This window comes from Vibrio atlanticus (genome assembly GCF_024347315.1).
Taxonomy (GTDB): domain Bacteria; phylum Pseudomonadota; class Gammaproteobacteria; order Enterobacterales; family Vibrionaceae; genus Vibrio; species Vibrio atlanticus.
Genome location: NZ_AP025460.1, coordinates 940280 through 956194 on the forward strand (window position 1 = coordinate 940280; position 15915 = coordinate 956194).

A 15915-nucleotide genomic window follows, 5' to 3' on the forward strand; every position below is an offset into this window, starting at 1 on the left:
TATGGAAATATTATCTAACGCATCGAACATCCAGCCTTATGGCTCACCTAATGGCATTAAATTTGCAAGCGATAAAGGTAGTAGTGCGTCGAGTACTTTACAACCGAAAGAAACAACATCTTATGACAAGGTAGAAAAATCGAAAGAGATGGCTACCGAAGCGGCGATTAAATTAGCTCAACATAGACAAGAGTTAAATGATGCGGAGCGAGTCAAAATGGTGGAGAAGGTAAACGAATTTATATCTTCTCTCAACAAGGGTGTTGCTTTTAAGGTTGATGAAGAGACTGGGAGAGATGTGGTTACCATTTATGAGACCACAACGGGCGATATTATTCGCCAAATTCCCGATGAAGAAATGCTCGAAATTCTAAGGCGCCTAGCAGCCCAAACCTCGAATAGTGGAATATTGGAGGCTAAGGTTTAAGTCGTATTATTGAGGTGGTTTAATGAGTTTTGGCCCAATGGGGATTTCGTCTGGCATGGATATCAATTCCATGGTCAGCAAAATTGTTGATTCGGAGCGTGTGCCTAAACAGCAACAAATCAACAATGAACGAACGCGAATCGACACCAGCATTAGTGCCTATGGAAGACTCAGAGAGTCCCTTGATTCGATGAAAAATCTGATGACAAGCTTTCGCCAGGACAAAGCTTTCGCTGTGCGAACAGTAGAAAGCTCTGATGAAGGTCTTGTCTCTGCAACCGCGACTACCGAAGCGATCGCTGGCAAATATGCCATCGATGTGTTGCAGCTTGCCCAGAGCCATAAAGTGGCTTCTGATGTACTATCAGAGGACATGAAATTTGGCCCAGGTAAGCTGCAGGTTTCGCTTGGTAAAGAGAGCTTCGAGACACAAGTTAGTGCTAACTCAAAACTGCGTGATGTTGTTAGAGCAATTAACAGTGCCGGGGATAATCCGGGTGTTCGAGCTTCTATTATTAATGATAAAGAAGGACCACGGTTAGTCCTCGCTTCAAATATGTCTGGTGAAGACAATCAAATAAAACTCCACGTTGACTCTGAAGATAACAACCCTCTAAAAAAATTAGAATATAAAACCCTATCGGAAAGACTGAAAGCCTTAGAAGATGCTCGCTCAGTAGCGCAAGGCGTCTTGGCTGATGCCCCTCCCAAATTGGATGCCGACGGTAACCCTATTCCAGACGGCTTCGCTGTTCCTCTGCGAGACGCTAACGGAAACACTATATTTGATGTAAACGGTAATCCTATTTATGAAAGAAAATCGGAACCCGTCGTTGAACCCGAAGATCCTTTCGCTGAATTTGACCGTGACAATTTAACTTATGGTCAAGCTGCGGCAATGGCTGGTCAGAAGGCGCTAGATGCGGCAGCTTTAGCGGCTTCAGGGATGCCAGAAGATACAATCCCTGGGTGGAACAATACCGCTTCAGGTACATTACTCGATTCTTTTTTTAGGCCTGAACTTGAGCTTGACGAAAAAGCCATAGAGAAAGCAGCTGATATTCCAGGGTGGTCAAATACTGCCGCTGGTACGTTGACGGATTCTTATGTTACTCCCAAAGAGGCACAGCAGAAACTCGATGCCGAGAAAGCCAGAATAGAAAGTAAATTGGTTGATGAACGTTCTGAGTTAGCGAAGAGAGTTGAAAGAGGTGAACTAACCCCACTGCAGGCTCAGCAATTAGAGAGAGCTAAATTATCTCCAGCAGAACGAGCACACTTAGAGAAGGTTGATAAAGCTCAAGCTGACCTTGCGCTAGCTCAACAGTCTTTTGACCAATACAGCGGTATGACTGAAGTGCAAGCAGGACAAAATTCTATGGTTGTTCTAGACGGCATTGCTCAGCTCTCTAGCAATAACAATGTGATTGAAGATGCCGTTGAAGGTATTGATATTACGGTTAAAGGTAAAACCCCTCAAGATAAGCCGCCAGCAGAGATTGGTGTTGAGTACGACCGTAATCGTGTTCGTGAAGATATTGAAGCTTTTGTTAACTCTTATAATCAGTTTTACCAAGTATCTAAAGATTTAGCGGGCGTAGATCCACTGACTGGTCAAAAAGGCCCTCTCTCTGGCGACAGTACAGTACGTAGTGCAGATTCACGATTGAAAGGTGTGTTCTCATCAAGTATTGAAGACGCGCCAGACAATCTAAAGTCTTTGACTGAATTTGGCATCACCACCACAAGACAAGGCTCGTTAGAAATCAATTACGATATGCTTGACCGTCAACTCAACAATCACTTTGATAAGTTGGGTGAGTTCTTTGGTGGTAACAATGGCTTCGCTAAAAAAGTCGAAGATGCGATTCAAGGGATTACTGGTGTTACCGGTTCTATCCGTACGAGAGAGAAGAGCTTGGTCGAACAAAACTATCGGTTGGTTGATGACCAAGTCGCACTCGATCGCCGTATGGATAGCCTGCAGAATCGCACGCACTCCAAGTTCACTGCTATGCAGGATGCGACCAGCAAGATGCAATCTCAGTTAGGCAGCATGATGAGTGCAATGGGCTAATAGATGAGCAAACTGCTTCAAGAGCTTTGTGAGCTCGATCAATTAATTATGTCTAAGCTCGAATTTAGTGAAATTAATGCTGAAGAAATCGTGCATCTTGTCGATAACAGAGAACAGTTATTGCAAAACGTGCTTCAATTAATCGATTCATATCCCGACGTTAAGCAAAGCTCCGAGTGGTTTGAAGCCATTTCGAGAACAAGACAATTGGTCGAACTGATGCAGTCTGAGACTGGTCTAGTAGGTAAAAGCTTACATAAATACCGACATGGTGCCAAATCAGTTCAACAATACAAAAAGTTTTTATAGAAGAGGTTTACTATGCGCGGTTCTTTACAGGCATATAAAAAGGTATCAGTGGATAGCCAGCTAACAGCTGCCTCACCGCATAAAATTGTTCAGATGCTAATGGCTGGTGCTATCGAGCGCTTAATTCAAGGTAAAGCGGCAATGCAAGCGGGCAACATCCCGGTGAAAGGTGAGCGACTGAGTAAGGCTCTAGATATCATTATTAGCCTGCGTAGTTGCCTATCAATGTCCGATGGTGGCGACATTGCGAAAAATCTAGATCAACTTTATGAGTTTATGATCACGCAAATTTCTGCTGCAAATCACAAAAATGATCCTCAGCCAATTGATGATGTTATCGATATTATCCGCGAAATTAAGAGCGCTTGGGACCAAATTCCGAATGAATATCACAATTTAACGTCTGCGGATGTTGGTATTTAAAGAAACATCCCAGTTTAAACCAATCGCATATCTCTGAATTGCTTGGTTGCCTTATTTTTATAATCAAATAAAATAGAAGCCATTAGATAGCCTAATGGCTTTTTTCGTTGCTGGTTTCCTAGATTTGTCCACGTAGATCATAATCATTGATATTTTCTCTGTTTTGTCTCTTACGTCGCTTACCAATTTCCGCATCGCACCAAAATAAAGGCAATAATTCCTACTTATGCAAGGTTTGGCAAAACTGCTTGTCGTCGATGATAACGCTCAAAATCGTCACAATTTAAGCACAATATTAGAGTTTGTAGGAGAGAGCTGCGAAGTAATCAGCTCTGAACAAGCACACAAAGTTGACTGGTCCCTACAGTGGGCCGGTTGCATCATTGGTTCAATTAAAGCCAAAGGCTTCGCATTACTGAATGAAAAGCTTGTTCATGTTAATCACATCCCTTTACTGGTGATTGGCAAAAACGATTACCCGGTTGAGGAACTTACTAACTTTGTTGGTGAACTCGAACTTCCTCTTAACTACCCGCAATTAAGTGATGCACTGAGACACTGTAAAGACTTCTTAGGCCGTAAAGGCGTTCAAATTTTACCTTCAGCGCGTAAGAACACGCTTTTTCGTAGTCTAGTTGGGCAGAGTGTTGGTATCCAAGAAGTTCGTCACTTGATTGAACAAGTCTCTTCTACTGAAGCAAACGTATTGATTCTTGGTGAGTCAGGCACGGGCAAAGAAGTTGTAGCACGTAATGTTCACTATCATTCTAAACGTCGTTCAGGACCTTTCGTTCCCGTAAACTGTGGCGCTATACCGCCAGACTTGCTCGAAAGTGAACTGTTTGGTCATGAGAAGGGCGCGTTTACTGGTGCAATTACCGCACGTAAAGGCCGTTTTGAGTTGGCTGAAGGTGGTACACTGTTTCTGGATGAAATTGGTGATATGCCAATGGCGATGCAAGTTAAGTTGCTTCGCGTTTTACAAGAACGCAGTTTTGAACGTGTAGGTGGCAATAGTACCATTCAAGCTGATGTTCGAGTGATTGCGGCAACACACCGCAATCTTGAAAATATGATCGAAGATGATTTGTTCCGTGAAGATCTTTACTATCGCTTGAACGTTTTCCCAATTGAAATGCCATCGCTTCAGGAGCGAAAAGAAGATGTTCCCCTATTGCTTCAGGAGTTGATGACCAGAATGGAAGCTGAAGGTGGCATGCCAATCTGTTTTACTCCCCGTGCAATCAACTCTTTGATGGAGCATTGCTGGCCGGGCAACGTACGTGAGTTAGCTAATTTAGTTGAGCGAATGGTTATTTTATATCCAAATAGCTTGGTTGATGTGAATCATCTACCAACTAAATATAGATACAGTGATATCCCAGAGTTTCAGCCAGAGTTTAATAATTTTGCATCAGAGGAAGAGCAAGAGCGAGATGCTCTTTCTGACTTGTTCTCGGAAGACTTCAGTTTTGAGCAGCACGATGAGCTTGCTGACAATGCGAACGCACCTCAAGATTTACCCGCTGAAGGGGTTAACTTGAAAGAACTACTCGCTGATATGGAAGTGAATATGATCAATCAAGCGTTGGAGGCTCAGGGCGGTATTGTTGCTCGCGCTGCTGATATGCTTGGAATGCGCAGAACCACTCTGGTCGAAAAAATGCGTAAATATAACTTGCAGCGTTAGTGCCTATTTCGATGAAAACGAAAACTAGCACACACTTTAGCTTTTTAGCTTTTTAGCTTTTTAGCAACTTTAGCTAAACGAACAGATAAACCATAGTCGAGTTGTTGCTTGCTTAACTATGTGATAAATATAGCAAATAGCCTGACTTGTGTTGTACATGTCAGGCTGTTTTAGTATTTGAGGCAAATTTTTGACATGCATCTATCTAACGAACCAGAAAATCAATCACATCTAGATTCTGTTGAGCAACAGGTTGAGCGCTATAAGCAAGTGCTCGATGTTATGCCTGCGGGGGTTATCTTGTTAGATACGCATGGTGAAGTGAGAGAAGCGAATCCTGAAGCACACCGTATTCTCGGGGTTGAGCTGGTTGGCGAGAAATGGTTTTCGGTAATACAAAATGCCTTTGAACCAAGGGACGATGATGGGCATGAGATCTCATTGAAGAATGGGCGAAAAGTGCGCTTAGCGATTTCAGCCTCGACTACAGGTCAGCTTATTTTGATTACAGACCTGACAGAAACTCGCCTGCTGCAGTCTCGTGTGAGCGATCTTCAGCGCTTATCTTCACTTGGTAGAATGGTCGCTTCGCTTGCCCATCAGGTTCGCACGCCGCTTTCTAGTGCGATGCTGTATGCATCAAACCTTGCCGCGCCAAATTTGCCGCCGGCAACAAAAACGCGTTTTCAATCTAAGCTGATGGATAGGTTGCATGATCTAGAGAAACAAGTGAATGACATGCTGTTGTTTGCCAAAGGTGGCGACAATAAGGTGGTTAAGCCATTCACTATCGCGGAACTCATCATTGAGTTTCATCCTATGGTGGAGGCGGCGTTAAAAAGCAACCAGATTGACTATTGTCAGGAAGTTGAAGATGAAAAGACTCAAATGTTTGGTAACGCCAATGCTATCGCTTCTGCTTTAAGTAACCTAGTTTTGAACGCGGTTCAAATTGCTGGTAAGAAATCGCAGATTGATGTGTTTTTTAGACCCGTAAACGGTGAACTTAAGATATCAGTACAAGACAGTGGCCCCGGTGTGCCTAAAGAACTTCAAGGTAAAATTATGGAACCCTTCTTTACCACTCGTTCTCAAGGCACAGGTCTAGGTTTAGCGGTTGTACAAATGGTATGCCGGGCACATGAAGGTCGACTGGAATTGATATCAGAAGAGGGTGATGGCGCATGCTTTACCATGTGTCTACCGTTGGAAAGAAGCTCTTCTTCTGAAGGCTAATAAGTTTTAACTGAATTTACACTGGAGAATCCTATGGCTCAAAGCAAAGTGTTAATCGTCGAAGATGATGAAGGTCTACGCGAAGCCCTTGTCGATACACTCGCGCTTGCTGGTTACGAATGGCTGGAAGCGGATTGTGCGGAAGATGCTCTGGTAAAATTGAAATCAAACTCTGTTGATATCGTTGTCTCTGATGTTCAGATGGCCGGTATGGGCGGTTTAGCATTGCTAAGAAACATCAAGCAGCATTGGCCAAATCTTCCGGTTCTATTGATGACGGCCTATGCCAACATTGAAGATGCGGTCGCGGCAATGAAAGAAGGCGCTATCGACTACATGGCAAAGCCATTTGCGCCAGAAGTGCTGTTAAACATGGTGAGCCGTTACGCTCCCGTAAAGTCGGATGACAATGGCGATGCTATTGTTGCCGATGAGAAAAGTATCAAACTAATGATGCTGGCTGACAAGGTGGCTAAAACCGATGCCAACGTGATGGTGCTAGGGCCAAGTGGCTCTGGTAAAGAGGTCATGTCTCGCTATATTCATAACGCTTCGAGCCGTAAAGACGGTCCGTTTGTTGCGATTAACTGTGCCGCGATTCCAGACAATATGTTGGAAGCAACACTGTTTGGCTACGATAAAGGTGCGTTCACCGGTGCGATTCAAGCTTGTCCGGGTAAATTTGAGCAAGCTCAAGGCGGTACTATTTTGTTGGATGAGATCAGCGAAATGGATCTCAGCCTACAAGCGAAACTGCTGCGAGTGTTGCAAGAGCGCGAAGTTGAACGTCTTGGTAGCCGTAAGAGCATCAAATTGGATGTCCGTGTTCTAGCAACCAGTAACCGCGACCTAAAACAGTATGTTTCTGAAGGGAATTTCCGTGAAGATTTATACTACCGACTGAATGTATTTCCAATTACTTGGCCAGCGCTGTGTGAACGTAAAGGCGATATTGCGCCGCTTGCGAAACATTTGGTGGAACGTCATTGCACCAAACTAGGAATGCCTGTTCCTGTTCTGTCTGAGCAAGCCATTAGTAAACTCGTCAATTATCCGTGGCCGGGAAATGTACGTGAACTGGATAATGTCGTGCAGCGCGCTCTAATTTTGAGTGAGCAAGAAAATATTTCAGGCGAACATATTTTACTTGAAGGTGTTGACTGGCAAGACGCAACTGGACTACAACAGATCGTTGAAGGGAACAGTGTTGCAGCGCCAGAAATTAAGCCGATTGCTGAAGCGAATCCTATCAATAAAGTCGTGGCAGGTAGCGAAGGGCTTGGAAATGAACTTAGAGATCAAGAGTATGCGATCATTCTCGAAACATTGATTGCTTGTCATGGTCGACGTAAAGATATGGCTGAAAAGCTAGGCATTAGCCCTCGTACATTGCGTTACAAATTAGCGAAAATGCGTGATGCTGGAATAGATATTCCAAATTGAACATAAATTAGTAGTGTCAGCTTTCTGACTAGTGTATTACGATAGCTAGTCAAATTGATGCATGGCACGTTAATTGCTCTGTCAATAATAAAGCTAAATAGATAGTCATAATTTTGACTCCTGAGGTAGTAAATGAGAATAGATGGTTTACAAGGCGAAATGCAGGCAATGATGGTTGAAGCTGCCAGCACGCGTCCTGCTGCAACGGGCCAAGCGGTTGGTGCAGATTTTGGCAACATGCTGACTAATGCCATCAATAATGTGAACTCATTACAAAAGACCTCTGGTAATCTTCAAACTCGTTTTGACAGTGGCGATCAAAGCGTGTCTTTATCTGACGTGATGATTGCTCGTAATAAATCTAGTGTGGCTTTTGAAGCGACGATCCAAATTAGAAATAAATTGGTCGAATCGTACAAAGAGCTGATGAACATGCCGGTATAAGTTGGGTAGTAGATAGTGGCAGATAACAGTCAAACAACAGATTTAACCGTAAGCGATAGCAACGACCACGCACTTATTGCAAGTTCTGATCTAGATGGCGAAGGGCAAAATACCGATTTAGGTGAGCGCAGTTCATCTAAGTTTGATATGGCCGTCGGTGATCTCGATTTGCTTCGTCAAGTCGTCTTAGTTCTTTCTATCTCGATCTGTGTAGCGCTTATTGTAATGCTGTTTTTCTGGGTGAAAGAGCCAGAAATGCGTCCATTAGGGGCTTACGAAACAGAAGAGTTGATCCCGGTTCTTGATTATTTGGATACGCAGAAGATTGAGTACTCTCTTGAAGGGAATACCATCTCGGTACCAGCGAGTGAATATAACTCATTAAAGCTAAATATGGTTCGAGCGGGTTTGAACCAAGAGCGAAACACCGGTGATGATATCCTCATGCAAGACATGGGTTTCGGTGTATCACAACGTTTAGAGAAAGAGCGCCTGAAACTAAGCCGTGAAAGACAGCTTGCTAAAGCTATTGAACAGATGAAGCAGGTACGTAAAGCTCAAGTTTTACTTGCCTTACCTAAGCAAAGTGTCTTTGTTCGTCACAATCAAGAAGCCTCTGCCTCAGTATTCCTGACACTTAAAACGGGGACGAACCTCAAGCAGCAAGAAGTTGATTCTGTTGTGGACATGGTGGCCAGTGCCGTTCCGGGGATGAAAACTTCGCGAATTACGGTGACCGACCAGCATGGCCGACTTTTGAGCTCTGGATCTCAGGATCCGATGTCAGCGGCACGCCGAAAAGAGCACGAGTTAGAGCGTAATCAAGAGCAAGCGCTACGTGAAAAAATTGACTCTATTTTGATTCCGATTCTTGGCTTTGGTAACTACACGGCTCAGGTTGATATTCAACTCGACTTTAGTGCTGTGGAACAAACAAGAAAGCGTTTTGATCCGAATACTCCAGCAACCCGAAGTGAATACACATTAGAAGATTATAATAACGGCAACGTTGTGGCTGGTATTCCAGGGGCTTTGAGTAACCAGCCTCCTGCTGATGCTTCGATTCCTCAGGATGTGGCTCAGATGAAAGATGGTACGATGATGGGGCAAGGTTCGGTTCACAAAGAAGCGACGCGCAACTTTGAGCTGGATACTACCATTAGTCATGAGCGAAAACAGAGCGGCACGGTTAATCGTCAGACCGTATCTGTTGCAATCAAAGATCGCCAATCATTGAACCCTGATACGGGAGAAGTGGTTCACACCCCAATTCCAGCAAGCGAAATTAACGCGATACGTCAGGTATTGATTGGAACTGTGGGTTTTGATGAAAACCGCGGTGATTTACTCAATGTTTTAAGCATGCAATTTGCACCTCAAGTAACGGATATTGTTGCTGACGTACCAATTTGGGAGCATCAACACTTTAATGATTGGGTTCGCTGGTTTGCGAGTGCGTTGGTTATTATTGTTGTCGTATTGGTGCTGGTTCGCCCTGCAATGAAAAAACTGCTTAACCCAGCAGCAGACGATGACGATCAAATGTACGGACCCGACGGCATGCCAATTGGTGCTGACGGCGAAACCAGTTTAATTGGTGGTGATATTGAAGGTGGTGAGTTATTTGAATTTGGTTCAAGTATCGACCTACCTAACCTTCACAAAGATGAGGACGTACTGAAAGCAGTACGTGCACTTGTAGCGAATGAACCAGAGCTAGCAGCTCAAGTAGTTAAGAATTGGGTGGCAGATGGCTAACGAAATTGTTCCACAACAAGCAGAAGGTGGTGAGCTTGATGTCGCAAGTGTCGATATCGAGTCTATCTCAGGCGAAGAGCGCGCTGCGATCTTGTTGCTAAGTTTAAGTGAAGAAGATGCTGCGGGTATCATTCGCCATCTAGAACCTAAACAGGTTCAGCGTGTTGGTAGTGCAATGGCACGTTCAACGGATTGGTCTCAAGAAAAAGTAGGTGCTGTGCACCGCGCTTTCTTAGATGATATTCAGAAGTACACCAACATCGGTATGGGCAGTGAAGACTTCATGCGTAATGCGTTGGTGGCTGCTCTAGGTGAAGATAAGGCGAATAACCTTGTTGATCAAATCCTTCTGGGTACCGGTTCCAAAGGTTTGGATTCTCTTAAGTGGATGGACCCTCGTCAGGTGGCAAGCATCATCATTAACGAGCACCCACAGATTCAAACGATCGTACTTTCTTACTTGGAATCGGATCAGTCTGCGGAGATCTTGTCTCAATTCCCTGAGCGTGTTCGTCTTGATTTGATGATGCGTATTGCTAACCTTGAAGAAGTTCAGCCTTCAGCTCTCGCTGAATTGAATGAAATCATGGAGAAACAGTTTGCGGGTCAAGCGGGTGCTCAAGCTGCCAAAATTGGTGGCCTGAAAGCCGCTGCTGAGATTATGAACTACATGGACAATAATGTAGAAGGCATCTTGATGGGGCAAATTCGAGATCAAGACGAAGACATGGCAACACAGATCCAAGATCTTATGTTTGTCTTTGAAAACCTTATTGAAGTTGATGACCAAGGTGTTCAGCGATTGCTGCGTGATGTTCCACAAGACGTTCTACAGAAAGCGCTTAAAGGTGCTGATGAAAGCCTACGTGAGAAGATCTTCAAGAATATGTCTACGCGTGCAGCTGATATGATGAGAGACGATATTGAGGCGATGCCGCCAGTTAAAGTCTCTGATGTAGAAGCGGCTCAGAAAGAGATCTTGGGTATTGCGAGGAAGATGGCAGACAGTGGCGAGATTATGCTGTCTGGTGGCGCCGACGAGTTCCTTTAATACAGAAACCTCAAGAGTCCCACATTGTTGGGGCTTTTCTTTATCCAACCTCAAACCACAGATTAACTACCGTGTAATTGCTTGAATCTACAACGCAGTTGGACGAACTCATAGATAGGTACTGATATGTCAGGTGATAGAAAACGCGGTTTCCTTCGCCCTGAAGAAGATAATACGGTTGCCCAACCTCAGAAATGGGGGCTGCCTGACTATACCTCTGATGTGAACAAACAAGCTAAAGAAACGGCTTTTAACTACGATCCTGGCTGGATGCCAACGGTTGAAGAAGCCATTGAAGACGAAGAGCTGGTTCTAACGGAAGAGCAAATCGACCTGATCAAGCAGGGCGCTTATCAAGAAGGGTTGCACCAAGGTCAAGAAGCCGGCTTCAAACAAGGCTATGAAAAAGGTAAAGAAGAAGGGTTTGCCGCAGGTCACGAAGAGGGTAACGAAGCCGGCAAACTTGAAGGCGTTACTGCTGGTCAAGAGTACATTCAGCAGCAAGTCGCCATCTTTATGGGGCTAGCCAACCAGTTCGCTCAGCCATTAGAGCTGATGAATGCTCAGGTAGAGAAGCAACTGGTGGACATGGTGCTGACTATGGTCAAAGAAGTGGTTCATGTTGAAGTGCAAACCAACCCACAAATCATACTAGATACCGTGAAAGAATCGGTAGAGTCATTGCCAATTTCAGGTCACGCGATCACATTGAAGCTAAACCCTGAAGACGTTGCAATAATACGCTCAGCGTATGGCGAAACGGAATTGGACTCTCGTAATTGGACGTTGGTATCAGAGCCTGCACTCAATCGCGGCGACGTACAAATTGAAGCGGGTGAATCGAGTGTTAACTACCGTATGGAAGAGCGCGTGAAGAACGTCATTCAAAGCTTCTGTGGTGTAAACCGTCATCAAGGTCATGAGTAATGCTTGAGTTAGCGAACCGTCTTAGCCAATACAAAGTCGAGGGGCTAAAATCGCGACCAATTGCCTCTGGTAAGTTAGTACGCGTTATTGGCTTAACGCTTGAAGCGACCGGCTGTAAAGCACCCATCGGCAGCCTGTGTTTAGTAGAGACCATGTCTGGTCAGATGGAAGCCGAAGTCGTCGGCTTCTCTGGCGATAACCTGTTTTTGATGCCGAGTGAACAAATCACCGGGATACTACCTGGCGCTCGTGTGACCCCCGTGACCACTGAAAGCGGTATCCCTGTCGGAATGGAATTGCTTGGCCGAGTGATCGACGGGGTGGGTAATCCACTTGATGGGCTAGGCCCAATCTATACCGAACAACGCGCTTCCTTTAATGCTGAGCCAATCAACCCTTTAGCTCGAAAACCGATTTCTGAACCGCTCGATGTCGGCTTGAAGGCCATAAACGGCTTGCTGACGGTAGGTAAAGGTCAGCGTATTGGTCTGTTTGCTGGTTCCGGTGTGGGTAAGTCGGTTACGCTTGGGATGATGACTCGTGGTACAACCGCGCAAGTGGTCGTGGTGGGGTTGATTGGTGAGCGTGGACGAGAAGTAAAAGAATTTATTGAAGAGATCCTTGGCGAAGATGGTCGTAAGCGTTCTGTTGTGGTCGCCGCTCCTGCGGATTCGTCTCCATTGATGCGTTTAAAAGGCTGTCAAACCGCACTGGCTGTAGCCGAGTATTTCCGAGACCAAGGTCTAGATGTTTTACTACTGATGGACTCATTGACTCGTTTCGCTCAGGCGCAGCGTGAAATCGCTCTGTCTGTGGGTGAGCCGCCAGCAACCAAAGGCTATCCGCCGTCTGTGTTTGCCAAGCTTCCTGCGCTGGTGGAGAGAGCAGGTAATGGTAACGATGAACAAGGTTCTATCACTGCTTTCTTTACCGTGTTAACAGAAGGTGATGATTTACAAGACCCTATTGCCGATGCATCGCGAGCGATTCTTGATGGTCACATTGTTTTATCTCGTGAGATGGCTGATGCTGGTCACTATCCCGCGATTGATGTTGAGAAATCCGTCAGTCGTGTTATGCCTCAAATCACCACCGAAGAACATGTCTTGATGTCGAAAGCCGTTAGACAAGTGCTGTCTATATGCCGGAAAAATCAAGATTTGGTCTCGATTGGTGCTTACAAGCCGGGAACAGACCCTGCAATCGACAGTGCTTTTACTTTGAAACCGAGATTGGACGAGTACTTACAACAGAAAATGAAAGAAACGGTTCCCTATGACATGTGCGTCAACATGTTAAAGCATGTGTTAGGCGGTTAGGTCGTGTTGAATAAGGTCAATCATGGATAACGCGTTAGAATTTCTTCTCGATCAAGCGAAAGACCAAGAGAACCAAGCTGTATTGGCGCTGAATCAAGCGAATGTCGAGCTGCAGGGTTACTACGAACAGGTCGAACAGATTGAAAAATATCGACTTGATTACTGCCAGCAACTTGTTGACCGAGGTAAGGCCGGATTAACGGCTAGCCAATATGGTCACTTAAACCGTTTCTTAACGCAATTAGATGAAACGCTCTCTAAGCAGAGAGAAGCGGAGCATCACTTTAAAAACCAGGTCGATAACTGCCAAAACTATTGGATGGAGTTACGAAAAAAGCGTAAATCCTACGAATGGTTGATGGAGAAAAAGCAGAAAGAAAAAGCAAAGCTGCAAGATCAAAGAGAGCAAAAGCAAATGGATGAGTTCTCGACTCTGTTATATAGCCGAAAGAAGATTTGAACCTAATTCACGAATGACGCAAGTGTTGCTCTGCAGATGGCAGACTTAAAACTTATAGGCATGTTTCTTGCTCTGTTTTATATCAAATTGCGAGTTATGCTCACCAAAGGCATAAAAAGCACCCGACTTTCTTTTTGTTGTCTGATTCATGGCAGCAAAGCTAGTAGATAGAGCTTGTATATATGAATGTTAGTCTTTCCTCAAATTCAGCGACCAACAAAACGTCATCGTTGTTGGACTCCGGTTCTGCCTCTTCAAAGGTAGAAGATACTGGAGACTCTAAAGGCTTCTTTGAGTCTTTCAAAGAAGCACTAGGCTTTGAAGAAAGTGACAGTAAAGTCGCAGCAAAAGACACAGAAAGCACCGCGAAACCTGATGCTAAACAGGCCTCTACCGAAGGTGAAGCGTCAGCCGAAGCGAACAAAGGTGATTCAGCTGAATCAAAGGCTACTGACGAAGTAAGCGAAGCGCAAAGCAAGCAAGCAGCTTCAGAAGTAGAAGGCGAGAAAGCTGCGGAGGAAACATCTGCAGAGGCTGCGTCTGGATCTGAGGCTAAGCTCAACGCCAATTCGGGTACTGATAGCACTGTCGCTGATAAAACTGTCGCAGATAAGGCGGATGGTAAAGATGCGCAGGTTACGACGAATGATTCTAAAGAACAGGTTGCTCAATCCCAAACTCAGGGTACATCAGCTGTAGATGGCTCTACGCAAGCATCGCAAGCTAATGCAGCGATGAATGAAGGCAATAAATTGCTTGGTCAATTGGATGAGGCAAACAAAACTCTAAATCAAGCGCCAAACGGCAAAGGCTTGCCTCAGCAAGGTAAGGTAGATAACGCCCAAGGTAATATCTCCGGTGCTTCAGTTGCAGTAGCCTCCGTTACGGATGAGGCGACACAACACACGAATGCAGCAATCAAAGAGAATAGTCTTGAGGTGGATTCTGAAATCGCTGTTCTTACCGGAGGTAAGGCTGTGTCTCAGCTGACTGATGATGAAATCCGACAGTTGATGGATAAAGGCGTCACTCCAGAACAAATTGAAGCCAGTATGAACCGAGAGCTGAGTCAAAAGAATGCGGCTAGCGCCGCGGTGGCCGAACAGAGCCAAGCGATCTCAGCTGCGGATATTGAACTCGCCAAGCAGGTTGATGCCCATACCAAAGCACTAAAACAATTGAATGGACAAATCGAATCAGAACAGTCTGTTGTCGATAGCTTGCTTAAGAAGCAACAAAGTGGTGCTAAGTTGACGGTTGATGAGCAAGCCGCTTTGGCTAAAGCGACCTCTAACTTAGACCTGTTGAATCAACAGCTTGCTAACGTTCAACAACAAGCAACGGCTTTGCTAAATCAAGCTCCGGCTGCGAACAGTGTGTCCGGTGAACCCGCTGCTATTGATTGGGATAATACGGATTCAAGCGAAACTAAAGCTTTAGCTGCGGCGGCATCAACAGCAGCTGTAGCGACGGCTGCACAACAAGTGTCAGCGCAGGCCGCTTCTCAATCAACAAACAATGCTCTTACGGATAAGGCAGCAATGCTGCACGCCAACAATGCACATGCAGCCGCTCAACAAGCTAATGTTGCTTCACCTCAGCAGCAAGCAACGTTGGATCCAGCTTTAACCGCGCAAGGGATCGCGATGAATGCAGCGCCAGTCACTACAAAAGCAGGCTCTACTGATGCGCTTCTTAAAGCGGGCGCAGGTGCCGCGGCATTGTCTGGTTTGGGCAAAGCCGGTGCTAAAGAAGATTCTAAAGATTCGACCTTTGCTCAGCAGATAGCCTCTGCGGCTGGCGCGCAAGGTACAGCTACGGTGGGTTCAGCACCTACGCGAGCTGAAATTCAAGCGGCTCAACAGGCACCTTTGCAACTCACTAAAGAGTTAGCGAACGACCAGGTGGCGGAAAAAGTCCAAATGATGATGTCTAAGAACCTCAAGAGCTTGGATATCCGTCTTGACCCACCAGAGTTGGGGCAGATGAAAATTCGCATGACCATGAATAATGATGTGGCGAACGTGCACTTTACTGTCGGTAGCCAACAAGCGAGAGAGGTTATTGAACAAACCTTACCTCGTTTGAGGGAGATGCTCGCTCAACAAGGGATGCAGCTTGCTGAGTCTTCAGTTCAGCAACAGAATACTGGTCAGGGGCAAGACAGGTACAATAATGGCGAGCAACAATCAGGCTCTAACCGTATAAATGATGGTCAAGGTGATGAAAACCTTGATAGCAACAGCAATCTTGAATTGAATGTCACGTCAAAGCGTGATGGAATTAGTTATTATGCCTAGTATCAGGCTAAAACACTTAGCTAATAGAAAGAACACTTAGCTAATAGAAAG

At 45.2% G+C, this 15915-nt stretch carries 14 protein-coding genes; all 14 read left to right on the plus strand.

Going from position 1 to position 15915, the window contains the following annotated elements:
- The first annotated feature begins 1 nt into the window (after nucleotide 1).
- The 14 genes from flaG (at nucleotide 2) to OCV30_RS04435 (ending at nucleotide 15864) form a co-directional block, all read left to right on the plus strand.
- The gene (flaG, locus tag OCV30_RS04370) at nucleotides 2-427 is read left to right on the plus strand and encodes a flagellar protein FlaG (RefSeq protein ID WP_017099166.1); all 426 of its coding nucleotides are present in this window, start codon (nucleotides 2-4) and stop codon (nucleotides 425-427) included.
- A gap of 70 nt (nucleotides 428-497) precedes the next feature.
- The gene (fliD, locus tag OCV30_RS04375; protein WP_370736698.1) at nucleotides 498-2504 is read left to right on the plus strand and encodes a flagellar filament capping protein FliD; all 2007 of its coding nucleotides are present in this window, start codon (nucleotides 498-500) and stop codon (nucleotides 2502-2504) included.
- A gap of 3 nt (nucleotides 2505-2507) precedes the next feature.
- On the plus strand, nucleotides 2508-2813 hold the full coding sequence (gene fliT, locus OCV30_RS04380) for a flagellar protein FliT (RefSeq protein WP_012603436.1): 306 nt from the start codon (nucleotides 2508-2510) through the stop codon (nucleotides 2811-2813).
- A 12-nt stretch (nucleotides 2814-2825) separates the two neighbouring features.
- The gene (fliS, locus tag OCV30_RS04385; RefSeq protein ID WP_009848558.1) at nucleotides 2826-3236 is read left to right on the plus strand and encodes a flagellar export chaperone FliS; all 411 of its coding nucleotides are present in this window, start codon (nucleotides 2826-2828) and stop codon (nucleotides 3234-3236) included.
- Nucleotides 3237-3462: 226 nt separating this feature from the next.
- Complete coding sequence (locus OCV30_RS04390; RefSeq protein ID WP_012603437.1) at nucleotides 3463-4926, plus strand: sigma-54 dependent transcriptional regulator; 1464 nt, start codon at nucleotides 3463-3465, stop codon at nucleotides 4924-4926.
- 195 nt (nucleotides 4927-5121) lie between these two features.
- Nucleotides 5122-6162: a sensor histidine kinase gene (locus tag OCV30_RS04395; RefSeq protein WP_065678592.1), complete on the plus strand. Its 1041-nt coding sequence runs from the start codon at nucleotides 5122-5124 to the stop codon at nucleotides 6160-6162.
- 33 nt (nucleotides 6163-6195) lie between these two features.
- Complete coding sequence (locus OCV30_RS04400) at nucleotides 6196-7605, plus strand: sigma-54-dependent transcriptional regulator (protein WP_009848555.1); 1410 nt, start codon at nucleotides 6196-6198, stop codon at nucleotides 7603-7605.
- A 132-nt stretch (nucleotides 7606-7737) separates the two neighbouring features.
- Nucleotides 7738-8049: a flagellar hook-basal body complex protein FliE gene (gene fliE, locus OCV30_RS04405; protein WP_009848554.1), complete on the plus strand. Its 312-nt coding sequence runs from the start codon at nucleotides 7738-7740 to the stop codon at nucleotides 8047-8049.
- A gap of 15 nt (nucleotides 8050-8064) precedes the next feature.
- Nucleotides 8065-9807: a flagellar basal-body MS-ring/collar protein FliF gene (gene fliF / locus OCV30_RS04410; protein ID WP_017099171.1), complete on the plus strand. Its 1743-nt coding sequence runs from the start codon at nucleotides 8065-8067 to the stop codon at nucleotides 9805-9807.
- Nucleotides 9800-10858 (plus strand): flagellar motor switch protein FliG, encoded by a 1059-nt coding sequence (gene fliG, locus OCV30_RS04415; protein WP_012603439.1) that lies wholly within the window; start codon nucleotides 9800-9802, stop codon nucleotides 10856-10858. The genes fliF and fliG overlap by 8 nt, the downstream gene beginning before the upstream one ends.
- 126 nt (nucleotides 10859-10984) lie before the next feature.
- The gene (fliH, locus tag OCV30_RS04420; protein WP_017101963.1) at nucleotides 10985-11785 is read left to right on the plus strand and encodes a flagellar assembly protein FliH; all 801 of its coding nucleotides are present in this window, start codon (nucleotides 10985-10987) and stop codon (nucleotides 11783-11785) included.
- On the plus strand, nucleotides 11785-13104 hold the full coding sequence (gene fliI, locus OCV30_RS04425; RefSeq protein ID WP_065678593.1) for a flagellar protein export ATPase FliI: 1320 nt from the start codon (nucleotides 11785-11787) through the stop codon (nucleotides 13102-13104). The genes fliH and fliI overlap by 1 nt, the downstream gene beginning before the upstream one ends.
- 22 nt (nucleotides 13105-13126) lie before the next feature.
- Complete coding sequence (fliJ, locus tag OCV30_RS04430) at nucleotides 13127-13564, plus strand: flagellar export protein FliJ (protein ID WP_009848549.1); 438 nt, start codon at nucleotides 13127-13129, stop codon at nucleotides 13562-13564.
- Between the two features lie 182 nt (nucleotides 13565-13746).
- Nucleotides 13747-15864 carry a flagellar hook-length control protein FliK gene (locus OCV30_RS04435; RefSeq protein WP_065678594.1) on the plus strand — a complete coding sequence of 706 codons (2118 nt, stop codon included), beginning with the start codon at nucleotides 13747-13749 and terminating at the stop codon, nucleotides 15862-15864.
- The last annotated feature ends 51 nt before the right edge of the window (nucleotides 15865-15915 follow it).